This window comes from Baaleninema simplex PCC 7105 (genome assembly GCF_000332355.1).
Lineage (GTDB): Bacteria > Cyanobacteriota > Cyanobacteriia > Cyanobacteriales > Geitlerinemataceae > Baaleninema > Baaleninema simplex.
Map to the genome: position 1 here is coordinate 3,935,310 of NZ_KB235958.1, position 14,918 is coordinate 3,950,227.

Genomic DNA, 14,918 nt, shown 5'->3' on the forward strand with positions numbered 1-14,918 from the left:
ATTTAGATTGTCATTCACCGCTTTCATAACGTGAAATCTATCGACGACAATTTGGGCATTGGGAAACACTTTTTCGATAAGCTTTGGAAATCCTTCCCACATATCTACACTGACTTCTTCGACTGCCTCTCTGACCTCTAACGGTTGCTGTAGAAGAACTTCAGCGATTTCTTCTTGTTGGTGAGAGTCGATGACTTCTATCAATTCTCCTTTCTCTAAATCGCTCACTACCGTCACAAATTTTTTGTGACCTTTATGTTTTGCTATCTCGTCCAAACCCAACCTTTTTACTTGTCCCCAATTTACTTTTTTTTTGCGTTCGTATACCTGTTGATGAATTCCATTTACCTGATGCCAAGACAAGTCTTCTTCTCTTTTAACTTGCTCGACGCTACTAGCGATTACTCGCTCGTAAATATATTCTTCGTACCGCCTAGTAAACCTTCGACCAGTTTCAATAAAGTCTAGTTCTTCTGTAAAGTATTGTTGGTCATTTTTACAGTAAAACTGACGCCGTGGTATTTGCAAATATACGAGTTGACCCGAAATGGGCAAGTCTCGAACTCTAACGGTTCGTGTTTGGTTAAGTTCGCCCGTCTTTTGCCACAATGAGGACAGGCAACTTCCTCTTCTCTAAAGCCTAGCTGCAAAAATATTGCTTCGCGTTCCCTGACCACGCTTCTCACTCTTACTTTGGGTAAGTTGATTAAGTCTTCTACAAAAAAGTTCATCTTTAGATCCGCCTGCATTTGTTTTCTATTATACTATTATCACCTCAAACTCCGAAGACCCGCGATGATTTTCAGTCGTTGTTGGCAGAGGTGAAGTCTTTGACTTCTTCAGAAGAGGGAATTCAATCGATTTTGCAACAGGCTGACCGAGAAGCCAAGGCTTACGAGAAAGCTCATATTAAGAGCAAGAAATCTACGGCTCGGTCTTAATTAATTGAAGGGTGCGTTACGGCAAAAATTCAATTTGTTTCTGAACCCGATACAATAACTTGGGGAATGGGTTTGACAACGGTGCGTTACGGCGGAAATAAAATGGTTCGTCTTTAGACACACTTTGTTTCTCCGCCTAACGCACCCTACACAATGACTTGGAGATGTAAATTGTGACTTATATTTATCGCTGTCGTCTAGAACTTCACGACAGTTTGTATTTTGCGACGCGGGAAATCGGACGGCTGTATGAAACTGAACCCATTTTGCACAATTACGCCTTGTGTTATGCGTTGGGATTCGTCGATAGCGATCGCTACGGCACTCGTGTCGAAACAGACAATGAGTATCGATATTTTTGTCGTCATCAAGTCCCTCAATACGAGGCACATTTGAGCCAACTCAACCATCGCGGAATTTACGTGACTCCCGCGCGATCGATCCATCACACTGCTGTTTTGCAGACGTGGAAATATGCAGACAATCGCTATCACGTGGAAATGCAGAAAACACAGAAAAATATTCCCAGTTTCGGACGCGCTAAGGAAATTGCACCGGAAAGTGAGTTTGAATGTTTTGTAATTTCTGAGACTGAGTTACCATTTCCAAAATGGATTCGCTTAGGAAAATGGATGAGTAAAGCGGCGGTGAACGTGGAACCTCTCCCCAAACCGACTTATCGAGAAAATCGATCGGTGACGGTTCCTTATCCGCTCAATCCGCTCGATGTGATGTTTTCCCATCGCGTGATGAGTTTTGATACGATTAATATGCCACCTGTGAGTTTGATTCGGAACGTCAAACTACAAGGTAATGTTTATGAGGTGGGATTGGAGAAAGAAACGATCGCTCTTCCGGCAAATATGACCTATCGATTTAGTTCGTGACGGGTATTCTCGACGATCGATCCGACTCTAAAATCGAATCGATCGCCATCTGAGACGTAGGGAATTAAGAAGAATATCGATCGAGCATTTTTCGATATTCTTGCATCATCAGTTGACGCAGGCTATCGGGAGCGACAACTTCGCAATCTTCGCCGTAGCGTCGAATGTCTCTAGCTAACCAGAAGGGGTTGGCGACGCGACGCACCACCTGGCGAACCTCCTTCTGGCGATCGTCTTTGAAAACTCGGTCTTCGAGATCGACGTTCTCTTGACCTTCGTAGGCTTTGACCATGCCGCGATAAAAGTGTAAGTGTACTTTGATGGTATCTAAGCCGTCTTCTCGCCAGGGTGCGTCTGTGGGGACGATCGACTGAATGCGATCGAGCCGCAGACAGCGATTGTGTAGCAGTTCGGGAAACGGACTGTCGCGAATATCTTCGGTTTCGTCGCACCAAACCTGTAGATAGTAACGTTTTTCGTGAAAGTCGAACTGAGCGTAACGGACGGTGTACGTGTACTCTTCTCCTTGGCTGTTGCGATAGAGAATGCGAAAGGATTGGCGGTTTCTCAGGTATTCTTCGACGACAACGCGCCAGGGTTGAGCGGTTTGACTGGTTTTCCGCATGAGATCCTGACGGCGAGAGGGGTCTAAGTTCCCGCGATCGAGGATGAGTTGTAACAGAGACGTTTCGCGAGAAACCTGCTCGATAAAAACATTGTCTAAATAGCCGCGATCGAGGATGAGTTGTAAGACGGTTTGCGCCGGTTCGAGGGAACCTGTATCGATAAAGAGATTCACAGCCTGTTTCAGAACCTCCACTTGTTGAGGTGTCAGTGCAAATGGTTCGCCGATTTCGTACTGTTCCTCGGCGATCGCGACGATCAAACCGGAAATACTGGGAGATTTGCCCCACATGATGCCGAGACGACGGGCGATCGCCTCCAGTCGCGCCTTGGTTCCTGGGGGAATTGACAGTGTAATCGTCTCTTTTTTGCGTACCATAAATAAAAATACAGTTACAAGCTTGACATTTTGGATAAAAAATGCCAAATTACAAATATTAAAGGTGCAGTAATGTTTTAGACATTGTGTGTAAGTGCGAACAGCACGGCACTAAAAACGCCAGAGATGTTCTCTGGCGTTCAATCCCTAGTAGGTATTCAGAAGGATAGGTCTTGCGATCTCTCGATCGCGGCACTCTTTCAATTCCTGAAAGGCATTGCTGTTGTAATTCTAGCTCAAGAGGGGGTGATATGTGAAATATTTTTGCTCTATCGCAGCACTGACCGTTTTTTTGCTGCTATAGTAAAAAGCGAGCCAGACAAACAGCTAGCCCGCCCACATTTAATTGCTTACCTTCTAGGATAGGGCATGGCTGGTCTGGTTGTACACCTACGCCAATACAACCATGACGGATAGCTTACCGAATCAAATGATTCGCCTCATGTCCGATGGACAGTGGCATTCTGCTGACGAACTGATCGAGAAAGTGAGCCATCGCTTTTCTGCGACTAAACACGTCCTCGAGAAGCGAGGTTACAAATTCGATCGGCGACGTGTGAAAGGGCAACAGTTTGAATATCGCTTGTTGCTCAACGTCAATCAAGATACTTAGCAATCTTGGGTTACAGAAGGAGTCTGTCTGACTTCCTTCTGTAGCTTACTGATATCGATCGAGTCAACGCTAAACCTGTCGCAGCCGGTTCCATCGACCGCGTGTCAGTTTTAGCTGAATAGTTCAGAATACGTCATGCTCTACATCTTGAAGCACAGCAGAGACGAAAAAACACTTGACGAACGGTATTTCAGCGAAATTCGTCCCAAACTGTACCAAAACCACGGAAAACACGCTCAATACGGCAGTCGTCGAGGTCGCAGTCTCGCCGAACATCTCGACTCCGCCTGTCAGTTCGTCCTCACGGTGAGCAAAATTGCCGAGGTTCCAGAAGAGAAGCGATCGCTCCTTCTGGCGGCGATCGCCGTTCACGACTTGAACAAACTCGACCCTCGCGAACGCAACGTTAAAACCCTCGCTCGCGATCGCTCCTTTCTCCGCCAAGAACTCGATCGCGCCTGTGTCGGTGACTTCGTTCGCAATGACGACGATCTCGAATGGGTTCGCCGGATTATCGAACGTCACTCCGACCACAACGTTAGCGATGGAATGCGGTTTTTTCCCGAAGATCCCAATATCGATCGATGGTCGGCGATGGTAGTGGCGGCGGATTTATTCGATTTAGGAATTGACGAGAAAAAGCGAATTCGCAAAGTTGCCAATAAGTTGACGATCGCACTTCAACGGCCTTGCGAGTTATTTCGCGTCAGTTTAGCCGAAGATCGCGGTTACTTCACCTCGCTGCTGCTGTCCGCTTGCGAAAAAGTCTTATGCGATCGCGGTTTAATTCCCTTGGCGATCGAACCCGACGGCGAAATTTTCTTCGGCGAAACCTTTCCCGAAGACAACATCGTCTTTGATATTGCTCGAGAATGGCAAAAACAGATCGATCGCGTCTTCGGTTCCAACGTCAAACAACTGGTTAAAGCCAGTAAAGACGGCATTAAAATCGACTCGCAAGCCATTCAACAAAATCCAGACGACGCACTCGAAGCCGTTGACGAACTTCTGGTTAAAAAAGCCAGGAGCTACAAAGCCGATAAAGTTCGATCGACCCTTGAAAAATACAGTCTCGATGCTGGAGAAGAAGCCGTCGCGATCGCCGCCACCCTTGGCTTGCATCCTGTTTCTAATTCTGACGAGTTTGCTATCTCTGAAGGCTTAAAAGCGGTCTATCTCAGTTATCGAGAAGCCGAAATAAGTCCCAGAGAGGCTTGGGATCGCATTGCCGATCGCGTTGGACTTTCGCCAGAACAGCGAATTGCTCTCGAACCCTTTAACGCTCAATACGGACGCGGTTTATTTGCCGCAAAAGCCGTTTCGGGAGGTTTAGAAAGCGTCTACGCCGCATTACAAGACTCGTTTCAACTGCGAACCACTGAAACTGTAGAAGTTTCCGAAGAACTCATCGAAACCGTTCGACAACTGCTCGATCTTCCCATACCGCGATCGCTTCCCAGTCGCGACGAGTTAACTGCTTACATCGAAGCCAATCCACGTCAGCGATGCTCTTTAGGCGCCACCTCCGATCGCATTGAAGAATTGATTTCTCGAAAAATGCCCCCAGAAACGAAAGTTCAGGCATTTTCAAATCGCCTTCCGGGGGGAATGAGTGCAGAACCCAAACGGCGAGGCGATACCCTTACCGCTCTCAGTTATCAGTTGATGGCGGTGGGAGCAAATTTCCCGAAAAGTGTCAAACAAGAGCCGGTTTATTTACAGTTTGCACTTCCAACTGGTTCCAGTGTCGAACTGCGTCGAATTTGGCGCGACTTTATCAGAGATACCGCTCGGATTAACGAAGAGGGAACAGTGACGGTTAACGAATTGGAACTGTATCGAAATAACGAACTGGCTTTTAACGCCAATAAAGTCGTCGGATTTGCCTTTCCCAAACGTCCCGATTTCGTAAACTCAACAGTGACAATTCCCGTGATTTGGGGCGATGTGAATCACTCCATTTCGCTGCTCAAGTCCTTACGACTGGCTTTAGAAATGAGTTTGGCGATCGATCTGGGATTTCCGTTTATCCTGAGTTCCAACTTAGAAATCAAACCCAACTGGGACGATTTCGGACAAGTCGAAGGAATTCCTTCATCGTTACAGCCATTACTCGGGAACGGACGCTATCAGCGAGAGGGTCATCTACTCGAATCAGAACGTCAAAATGCGCTGACCGCCGAGCGAGTTTTAGAACGATTGCGTTGCATCGGAAAACTGGCGATTTCGGTTTCTAGCCTTCAGAAAAAAGATGATTGTCTGTACGATTTAGCGCGTACTGCCGCGCGTCCGCTCGATTTTTATTACGTTCTGTTGCGCTGGGTTTTACGAGAACAAGACGATCCGAACTTAGAAGCCGTTTGGCGACGAATTCGAGAGCCGTTACGTCAATTACTGGAGAATCTTATGTCAGAGGAACATACGTGCGTTTCTAACTATTTGAAACAAGCAGCACATATTGCTGAAGTGGGTAAGCTGCGGGGGAGTTCGTTTCGTCGAACTGCTCAATCTGAGCCGTTTTCTGAATTTATCAAAGCGGTGCGATCGAAAAAGTCTCATATGGACTGGGATACCGTGTTTGCGGCTCTGGTTCAGCAATATCACACCCGGCTCGATCGCATTCGAGAGCATGGCGTAGGAGGTACGAAATACGAACAAGTCAAACAGTTCTACGAAATCTTGAAAAAGCTGTTTGAAGAGGTTTATAACTGTCGTCCCGAACGGTTGTTGACGGACAGTAAAACCCTCGAGGCAGCCTATCTGTTTTTCTTGCAGGAAGCTCGTCAAGAACTCAACCCTAAAAAAGATAAATCCGAATAGACGAAATTGTTGAATTTTGTCTTCGAGTCAATCTACACATTAAACCCCATTGGAGAAATTGAAAATGTCGATCGAGAAATTACAATCTTTCCTCGCTCCCCACTACGAAAACTTTCCCAAAGGTCGCACCATTGGCGCTGTGGTTCTGCGGACGACCCAATCGGAAACCATTTTCCGAACCGAAGGAACTGGCGAACCCATGTGTCGCGAGTCAGTTCGAGCTGGCGTTCAAAATCTAGAATCAATTCTACGTTTGGTGATGACAAAGCGCAAACAAATCGCACCCGAACGGCGTCGAGGACGGGAATTTTTACGAAGCCACGAGCTGCTTTATCCCGCTCCGAAAAGTCATTCTCCTTGCTCGCTCAACACCAACGCTCCTTGTGAAATGTGCGTAGACTGTTTTTTGTACGGTTTTGCCGCTGGGGGAGAAGGGGCGCAAAAAAGTCGCGTTTGGACAGAAGATGCGTTTAGCGTTTTACCTTCGAGCGAATTAATCGGCGATCGCACCATTAACGCCGTATTTGAAACCGGAACCATGCGGGATGAAGAAGGCAAAGCTTCCACCGCTCTCAACACCAGCGAATACATCAAACCCGGCGTTCACTTTCTCGATATCGTCACCTTGAAAGACGTGACCGCCGACGAGTTGCGTTACGCCTTGGGAAATCTCCTGCTAACCACTCGTTACGGAGCGGTATCCAGTCGCGTCGGACGCATGGAAAACCAAATTCTCGGTGTATTTGGCGGCATTACAGAGTTGCCCAGTTCCCTCGAACTCGTGCAAGGAATTTACGATCGCCTCGTCGCCGAAAACGTTCCCCTCGAACACCCCTTCGACACCACAACCCTCATCGACGCCACCCAACCCATTCTTAATTCTTGGACGAACAAACGGGGAATTTCCGTGAAACTCTCAGCAGAAGAACTCGAACAGCTTATCGACGATATCGATCGCCATTGGTCGATGGAAGAACGAGAAACCTTTCTCAAACGATTAGACGCATCCTATCAACCCTATCGCAAAATCAAAAACGCATCGAGTCAGAAAGGACGCAAAAATCAATCTGAGGAATAAGTCATGCAATCGGAAACCCTCACGCTGACCGATTCCCCACCCTTTACTACTGCCCGAATCGTTCGATTGTGGTGTGCCGAACCGGTGTTTTTCGCCTCGCGGGAACTCTCCGACACCTACTATACCGAAGGAGCGATCGGGAACTACGCCCTCGCCTACGCCCTCGGTTGGGCGAGATCCCCCTATCGCCTGACGGGGAAAGACACCGGACGCCCGAGATATCGGGAGGATCTCACGCCGTTGTCGGGAAAATGCTACGTCCTCCCCGCCTGGCCTGTCGAAAACAGTCCCTCGTACCGTTTCGAGCGATTTAACGCCCTTTCCGATGCCTACTGGTACGCCATGACGAACAACCGCGTCGCCACCGCCAGAGAAGACTTACCGCTCAAGCGAACCGGGAAAAAACCCAACACCTACCGTCCGAGTAACTTTCCGCAAACGGGACGCTTGCGCGTTATCGATCGCGGAAACCGCTTTGAGACCCTGGTTTTCGGCGATGGCGAACTTCCCGAATACGTCCGCGTGGGCAAATTTACCAGCAAAGTTCGCGTCGAAACTGGGGAGGCGTTACCCATCCGACAACTTCCCGTCGATACCTATCGTTGCAACACCTATCTCAACTCGGCAGATTTACCCGCTCGCCTCGAACTCTTTACTTTCGATTTAATGGCAATTCCCCCCGTGTCGCTGTTAAAAAATTTGCAATTTCGCGGTGCAGCGTGGCAAATCGGAGACTTTATCGTTCCGGCAAATCTGAACTTTCTAGGAGGATGCGATCGTGAATAACCTCAAAACGACACCGCTCGAGATTTTCCTCGAACCGGCCAGCATTGCAGCGAGTTCGGAAAACCAAATTCCCGAACCGTTGAAACGAGCCTTTGGCGGGAAAGCGTTACAGCATCAGATCGATGTTTTTGAAGCTGCCAAGGAAAACGATATTATTCTCGTTCTCACTCCGACGGGAACGGGAAAAACCAAATCGAGTTTTGGCGTTATTTTACAAAATCCCCAGCGAAACGTCGTGTACGTTGCACCAACGAACGCCCTCGTCGAACAACAAACTGAAGCCGCCAAACAGTTTGTGAAAGATGCCAGTTTGCCCCATGTGGTGAAAGCGGCGTCGGCGAAAGAGGTGAAAGCCTGGCCGGACGATCGCGTGGGAAAGCGTTCGGGGGAGAAGATTTACAACGTTCTGCTGAATCCTGCGACGCTATTTCCCGAATGTGGCGGCGGACGACCGATTTTGTTGGTGACGAATCCCGATATTTTTTATTACGCGGCATTTTTTCAATACAATCGACAAGATCGATCGAACATCGCCAGTGTCTTTTATAAGAGTTTCGCGACGGTGATTTTCGACGAGTTTCACCTGTACGATGCCAAGCAGTTGGTGAGTTTGCTGTTTTATTTGGCAGTTTCTCACGTCTTCGGCTATTTCCAATACAACCGGAAGGTTGTCTTACTCACGGCGACACCCGAACCCGCTTGTGAGGCGGCGTTGAAAACTCTAGAAATTGACGGCGTTCGCATCGATCGCATTGACGGACAGCGAAACACCGAAAATTTGATTCCTTCTCAAACTGGAGTAAATTTAGCAATTCGATCCTATCCCGAAAAAGACGAAATCGTGCGAGAAATTGTCTGGGAAGTGTGCGATCGCCTTGAAAAACGTCCCGACGACAACGGTGCAGTCATCTTAGATTCCAAAGATACCCTCAACGCCATCGCCAAAGAATTACGCGATCGCGGGTACAAAAATTACTGCGGACGTATCACAGGAGATATACCGAAGGAAGACCGTCTTAAAAATGCCCAAAAACAAGTCATTCTCGCCACCAGTACCGTTGATGTTGGATTCAACTTCGATCGAAAGATCGATCGCGATCGCCAAAACCTAGACTGGTTAATTTTCTCCTCTCGCGATCGCTTTTCTTTTTGGCAGCGTATCGGACGAGTGGGGCGAGTCTTAGGAAAGGTTAAAACCGACATTTCTTCCGATGCGATCGTCTATTTACCCGAAGATGCTTGGCAACAAGGACTTCAAGATTTCGACCTTTCTGGAGGACGAAAGGCACTTCAAGAAACTCTCGAAACTCTCGACTGTTTACAACGACCGTTTCTCGAAATTTACTGGCGTTCCGAAGCCTTTTTAGAAATCGCGCGTCCCTTGCTCGAACTCGAAACTGACCTCGTTAACACGCCAGGAGAAACGTTTATTTCTCAATTATATCACACTCTTCAAACATTGTTGGGAGGTGGTCAAGATTGGCAATACTATCGAAAACGCATGAAAGTCTTACAAGGTGCAGAAAACATTTCCAAAACCTCGATCGAGAAAATTCAAAAAGACTGGAAATACATCAAAGGCGGTCAAAACTGTGTCATGAGTTTTCTCAGAGCCTATTATCCTGAAGACTTAGAGGCGGTAAAGTCTGGACACGTCTCGATCGAGAGCGTCGAAGCAGGCATCTGCAAACGTCGCGATCTCACCGAAAAGCTCAAACACTACGCCACCATTTTACAAACTAGTTACGCACCACTTTTTCGCTTCCGAGACAGTTTGTTTGAGAATGTCAAAATTGAAGATCCTCAAGGGTTTCTTCTCGACAACTGTGGCGAAACCAATCTCGATCCCTTGCACTTATTGCGATTTTACGAATTTGTCTCAGACGGCGATCGCATTCTCGTCCTCGATCGAGCCAAACAAACCTACAACCTGAGTTTCTTTTTAAAAGTCGCCGATCTCGACGATTTTAAAAACACCAAACTGGCAAAACTCTACGCCTTTGATAATTTACAAATCCAGCGCAACCTCGGAGAAATCGTGCGATCGACCTCAAAAACCGCAGAATTCACATCTTCCCTCATTCCCGGCGTTGTGGTCAAAGAACACCTAAAAAATCGCTGGGCAATTCTCAAACTCAAAAAACAAGGATTAGATTGCTATCCACTGACCGTCAGCGACTACAGCGGACGAGAAGACAACTATACCTTTTTCCCGAGTCTGTCAGGAATTTTAGCGATCGCCGCCGCCGGATTTGCCTTAAAATGTCCCGACAATGAAGAATTTTGGTGTGTTTAAAGGGTGCATCTCAATTTCGTAGAATGACCCCTCCGCGCCTCGACTGAGGCTTCGACGGTGAGCGCTCACGACTCGACTGAGCTCGCCGAACGTCCGAACCGTGCTCGCCGAACTTCCTTCAGCACCTCCCCGCGAGCTCGGGGAGGAGGGGTGGGGTTGCGATCGCAAAACAGCAGATGCACCCTTTTACTCAACTTTAATCCTTAACCAAAGCCCTTTCCTTGCTTCGCTTTTTTCTTCTGCAATCGTCGAACTTTCCCCAGTTTTCTATCTTGAATTGCCAGACGAATCGTGCGTTTTTCCTGATAAGATCGAATCTCGTCAGCGAGAGGGCAATCATCCGTCACTCGCACGTGAGTAATGGAGGTTAGTGCTGAAAAATTATCAGAAGACTCCGGCATTTTTAGATCGCAGAGAATCCCACCCATATCGCCCGAATACTGAACGTCATTCACTTGGCAAATTTGACCTTTTTTCAAATTTGCGCCCATCTGCTTGTTAAGGCGATCGCACATAGCCGGTGTAAGTGTCACATCAATGGGTAAGTGGCTTTTGATTTTTTCAGTCAGCTTCTGTGCTTCTTCGTAGTTGTCAATTTGCATAACATCCCATCTCCCAAACGATTCGATCGCAATTTTACCAACTTTATTTGTTTTACAGCAACTTTAAGCTGTTTTACGCTTAAACTACATCGACTCACAGCGATCGACCTCGCTGCGATCGTCGTTCGATCGTTACTTCATGGATTAAACAATGCCTCACAGTCTCGTTTTCAACTTCATCCCCGAAACTCCCATCTATCCCGAATACGCTACGGGGCGACACCTACACGCCCTCTTTCTCACCGCCGTCAACGCCGTAGACTCCTCTCTCGCCAGCTACCTTCACGAAGCCAAAACGAACAAAGCCTTTACCCTTTCGCCGTTACAAGTCGTGCGCCACTCCCGCCGCGATCGCCGCCCTTCAATTCCCTCAACTTTACAATTCCAACATCGCTATCCCATCCAACCGGAAACCCCCTGTTGGTGGCGTGTTTCCCTCCTCGACGATAGCCTTTTCGGAAAACTAAGTCACCTGTGGCTGAATCTCAACTCAGGACAACCCTGGCATTTAGGCGCGGCGAATTTACAGATTACAAGCATTTTGGGAACGCCACAATCCATTCAACCTTGGGCGAACGCTGCCACCTACGCCGAACTCTACGAAAACGCCTCAGATAACAACCGCCGCATTTCCTTTCAGCTTTCCACTCCCGTCGCATTTCGCCAGAAAAAATACGATACCGCCTTACCCAGTGCCGAATCGGTGTTTAAAAGCTTACTGAATTCTTGGAATAAATATAGCGGCATCGAATTACCTGAATTTTCCACAGAGTCCGTCTTTCCCTGCTACTTCAACATTCATACCGAAATTGTCGATTTTGACTTTCGTAAAAAAGGCAAATCCGGCAAATTTATCGGTGCTGTCGGAACCATCGACTATCGCATTTTAGGAGACGTTGCCCCCGAAACCATACAAACCCTAAACGCCCTAGCAGATTACGCTTTGTATACCGGAATCGGACGAAAAACCACGATGGGAATGGGAGTTGCACGAAGAAATTCCCGATGACATCTCGAACATAGGATAACGAACCATGACTGAAGTATTAACCGAAGTGGCGATCGCTTCACTGAACCATTTCGCCTATTGTCCTCACCGTTGCTGGCGGATGTTTTGCGCCGGAGAATTCGTCGAGAACGCCTACACCGTCGAGGGGACGATGTTACACGATCGCGTTCACACCCTCGGAGACAGTTTTCGCGACGGAACATGGCAAGTGCGATCGATTTGGCTTAAATCCGAACGCTACGGATTGGTTGGAAAAGCCGATCTCGTAGAGTCTCAGGAAGGAGAAATTTACCCCGTGGAGTACAAGCGAGGGCGTCCGAATCCTTGGGATAACGATGCTTTACAAGTCTGCGCTCAAGGGTTGTGTTTGGAAGAAATGACAGGAAATCCAGTCACGAAAGGTTATATTTATTCCCTGCAATCTCACCAGCGACAGGACGTATTACTCGACGAAGCCTTGCGTCAAGAAACGATTGAAACCCTCGAGGCGGTACGTCAGATGCTGCACACCGGAAAAATGCCCCCAGCAGCATACGACAAACGCTGTCGCGGATGCAGTTTGTACGACAGTTGTTTACCGCAAGCCACAGCCAAAGTCGACCGATACAGAGAGGCGTGAAGATAGCCCGTAGGGTGCGTGACTTGAAAAATCGGGTGTCAATCCTTAAACCGATCGCTCGTCACGCACCGCCAATGTACACCGCCAACAGACAAAGGTGCGTGACTTGAAAAATCGGGTGTCAATCCTTAAACCGATCGCTCGTCACGCACCGCTACTCGACCGCGTTACGCACCACCTTTTTACAGTCGCCCTATCCTCTCGAGAACGAGAATTTCATCGTACATATATATAAGGAGAAACAACAATGGGAACCGTGTATATCGCCCAAGAAGACGCATTTTTGGGGAAAGTTGACGAGCGGTTGAGCGTGAAATACCAACGCGATCGCCTCCTCGACATTCCGTTGATTAAAATTAACGGTATTGTCGTGTTGGGACGGGCGACAGTATCTCCAGCAGTGGTCGAAGAATTACTCGATCGCAACATTCCCCTGAGTTTTCTGACCCGTACCGGACGCTATCGCGGGCGGTTAGAACCCGAAGTCACGCGCAACATTTTCGTGCGTCGGGCCCAGTGGGGAGCGTCAGGAGAAACCTCCATCTCCACCGACGCCGTGCGAGGGTTCGTGCGTGGGAAGTTAAAAAATTACCGCAGTTTGTTGCAACGCAAACAACGCGAAAACCCGGAATTGACACTAGGAGAAGCGATCGAGCAATTACACCGAGCGATCGCGGCGTTAAAGAAAACCCACCATATCGATCGTTTGCGAGGCTATGAAGGGGCGGGAAGTGCGGCGTATTTCGGCTGTTTCGGTCAACTCGTCCGTGGAGAGGGGTTTAGCTTCACCCATCGCAATCGCCGTCCGCCCCTCGACCCAATTAATTCCTTACTCAGTCTAGGTTACGCCCTGTTGCGTCACGACATCCAGAGCGCGTTAAACATCGTCGGATTCGATCCCTATTTAGGGTATCTCCACACCGAACGTTACGGTCGTCCGTCCTTAGCCTTGGACGTGATGGAAGAGTTTCGCCCCTTGGTGGTGGATGTCGTGGCGTTGGCGGTGACGAACAAGCGTCTGTTGACGCCGGGAGATTTCGAGACAGAACCCGTTAGCGGGGCGGTATCGCTGACGTCGGACGGTTTGAAGGTGTTTTTACGGGCTTACGAGGAAAAGAAACAGTCGAAGTTCAAGCATCCCGTCATGGGGTGTAAGTGTACTTATCAGGAGGCGTTTGAGATTCAGGGGCGGCTGTTGGCGAAGTTTTTGATGGGCGAAACCGATAAATATCCGCCGCTGGTGTTGCGGTGAGCGAGTCGGGGCGAGAAAATCTCGCCCCTAGAAAATAAAGCTGTGTAGAGAAGAACGAGCAATGATGCACGTAGTCGTTTGTTACGATGTGTCTGAGGACAAGCGCCGCACGAAGATTCATAAGGTATTGAAGTCTTATGGGGAGTGGATGCAGTACAGCGTGTTCGAGTGCGATTTGACGGATACGCAGTACGCCCGTTTGCGGCGGCGGTTGCAGAAATTGATTCAACCGGAAACCGACAATATTCTGTTTTATTTTTTGCGCGGGAAGCATCATGGAACCGTCGAACGGATTGGCTGTCCGCCTCCGAGGGATACGACAGTGTTTTTCTGTTGAGTTTTGTAACGATTTGCGCGATCGGGAGGGTGTTTGAGGGAGAGGGTGAGAAAAACAGGCTGTATGGCTGATGGAGCGAGGGTTTGGAGCGCTGGCGGCAAAGGGGCGATTCGCGCAAACGCTGGATGGCTTATGGAGCAAGGGTTTTCGGAGTTGAGGGAGGGGTAATAATTTTGTTTCTGGCTCGATCGATGCTATTATTAGGGGGATTCGCGCAACTGAACCTTGAAAACTGCATAGTATCTAGGTTCTACGGTTGGGCCGTTGAAACCCAATAAAATCCCTTCAAGGGATTGAAACATGAGTCCCCTCGGAATCCCCGATATGTGGCTGTTCTGGGTTGAAACCCAATAAAATCCCTTCAAGGGATTGAAACTAGGGTTGGAACGAGTCCTTGGAGGATGAGTCGTTGTTGAAACCCAATAAAATCCCTTCAAGGGATTGAAACCGATTTTCTCAACTTCGGCGGGTTGGCGGCGATGGTTGAAACCCAATAAAATCCCTTCAAGGGATTGAAACGGAAATTTTAGACCTGACAATTTAATTTTCAATACAGTTGAAACCCAATAAAATCCCTTCAAGGGATTGAAACGTCGGATTATTTATTTCGTAGTTCCCACCGGGAAGGTTGAAACCCAATAAAATCCCTTCAAGGGATTGAAACTAAGCGCAATG

The 14,918-nt window shown here is 48.2% G+C and carries 13 protein-coding genes and 1 CRISPR repeat array (1 of these 14 only partly in view); of the genes, 10 read left to right on the forward strand and 3 right to left on the reverse strand.

Translation table 11 applies throughout. The annotated features are described in order from the left end of the window. On the reverse strand, positions 1-609 hold a 609-nt coding region (locus GEI7105_RS31525), incomplete at its 3' end, for an ISL3 family transposase (protein ID WP_245555438.1). A 505-nt stretch (positions 610-1,114) separates the two neighbouring features. On the opposite strand from GEI7105_RS31525, the gene cas5d (GEI7105_RS0119940) reads away from it, so the two are divergent. Continuing rightward, a complete protein-coding gene (cas5d, locus tag GEI7105_RS0119940) occupies positions 1,115-1,828 on the forward strand; it encodes a type I-D CRISPR-associated protein Cas5/Csc1 (protein WP_017662197.1) in 714 nt (237 codons plus the stop codon). A 64-nt stretch (positions 1,829-1,892) separates the two neighbouring features. On the opposite strand, the gene GEI7105_RS0119945 is transcribed toward cas5d (GEI7105_RS0119940), so the two are convergent. Next, the gene (locus tag GEI7105_RS0119945; RefSeq protein WP_017662198.1) at positions 1,893-2,831 is read right to left on the reverse strand and encodes a helix-turn-helix transcriptional regulator; all 939 of its coding nucleotides are present in this window, start codon (positions 2,829-2,831) and stop codon (positions 1,893-1,895) included. 406 nt (positions 2,832-3,237) lie between these two features. On the opposite strand from GEI7105_RS0119945, the gene GEI7105_RS0119955 reads away from it, so the two are divergent. The 5 genes from GEI7105_RS0119955 to cas3 all read left to right on the forward strand — a co-directional run bounded on the left by GEI7105_RS0119955 (position 3,238) and on the right by cas3 (position 10,424). Continuing rightward, positions 3,238-3,444: a hypothetical protein gene (locus GEI7105_RS0119955; protein WP_017662200.1), complete on the forward strand. Its 207-nt coding sequence runs from the start codon at positions 3,238-3,240 to the stop codon at positions 3,442-3,444. 147 nt (positions 3,445-3,591) lie between these two features. Beyond that, a complete protein-coding gene (locus GEI7105_RS0119960; RefSeq protein ID WP_245555439.1) occupies positions 3,592-6,264 on the forward strand; it encodes a CRISPR-associated protein Csc3 in 2,673 nt (890 codons plus the stop codon). Positions 6,265-6,328: 64 nt separating this feature from the next. Then, positions 6,329-7,342, forward strand: a complete 1,014-nt coding sequence (cas7d, locus tag GEI7105_RS0119965; RefSeq protein ID WP_017662202.1) for a type I-D CRISPR-associated protein Cas7/Csc2 — start codon at positions 6,329-6,331, stop codon at positions 7,340-7,342. Positions 7,343-7,345: 3 nt separating this feature from the next. Further along, positions 7,346-8,128: a type I-D CRISPR-associated protein Cas5/Csc1 gene (cas5d, locus tag GEI7105_RS0119970; RefSeq protein WP_017662203.1), complete on the forward strand. Its 783-nt coding sequence runs from the start codon at positions 7,346-7,348 to the stop codon at positions 8,126-8,128. Beyond that, on the forward strand, positions 8,121-10,424 hold the full coding sequence (gene cas3 / locus GEI7105_RS0119975; protein ID WP_017662204.1) for a type I-D CRISPR-associated helicase Cas3': 2,304 nt from the start codon (positions 8,121-8,123) through the stop codon (positions 10,422-10,424). The genes cas5d (GEI7105_RS0119970) and cas3 overlap by 8 nt, the downstream gene beginning before the upstream one ends. A gap of 203 nt (positions 10,425-10,627) precedes the next feature. Here cas3 and GEI7105_RS0119980 read toward each other — a convergent pair whose 3' ends face one another. Then, positions 10,628-11,026, reverse strand: a complete 399-nt coding sequence (locus GEI7105_RS0119980) for a hypothetical protein (RefSeq protein WP_017662205.1) — start codon at positions 11,024-11,026, stop codon at positions 10,628-10,630. A 151-nt stretch (positions 11,027-11,177) separates the two neighbouring features. Here GEI7105_RS0119980 and cas6 point away from each other — a divergent pair, with 151 nt between their 5' ends. The 4 genes from cas6 (at position 11,178) to cas2 (ending at position 14,243) form a co-directional block, all read left to right on the forward strand. Then, positions 11,178-12,035 (forward strand): CRISPR-associated endoribonuclease Cas6, encoded by an 858-nt coding sequence (gene cas6, locus GEI7105_RS0119985; protein ID WP_017662206.1) that lies wholly within the window; start codon positions 11,178-11,180, stop codon positions 12,033-12,035. Between the two features lie 25 nt (positions 12,036-12,060). Then, positions 12,061-12,654, forward strand: a complete 594-nt coding sequence (gene cas4 / locus GEI7105_RS0119990) for a CRISPR-associated protein Cas4 (RefSeq protein WP_017662207.1) — start codon at positions 12,061-12,063, stop codon at positions 12,652-12,654. 247 nt (positions 12,655-12,901) lie between these two features. Continuing rightward, entirely contained in the window at positions 12,902-13,906 is a 1,005-nt protein-coding gene (gene cas1d / locus GEI7105_RS0119995; protein WP_017662208.1) for a type I-D CRISPR-associated endonuclease Cas1d, read from the forward strand. A 64-nt stretch (positions 13,907-13,970) separates the two neighbouring features. Then, positions 13,971-14,243 carry a CRISPR-associated endonuclease Cas2 gene (cas2, locus tag GEI7105_RS0120000; RefSeq protein ID WP_026097812.1) on the forward strand — a complete coding sequence of 91 codons (273 nt, stop codon included), beginning with the start codon at positions 13,971-13,973 and terminating at the stop codon, positions 14,241-14,243. 263 nt (positions 14,244-14,506) lie between these two features. After that, a CRISPR array of direct repeats spans positions 14,507-14,918; the repeat unit is 37 nt; unit sequence GTTGAAACCCAATAAAATCCCTTCAAGGGATTGAAAC; it runs 18,360 nt beyond the window's last position.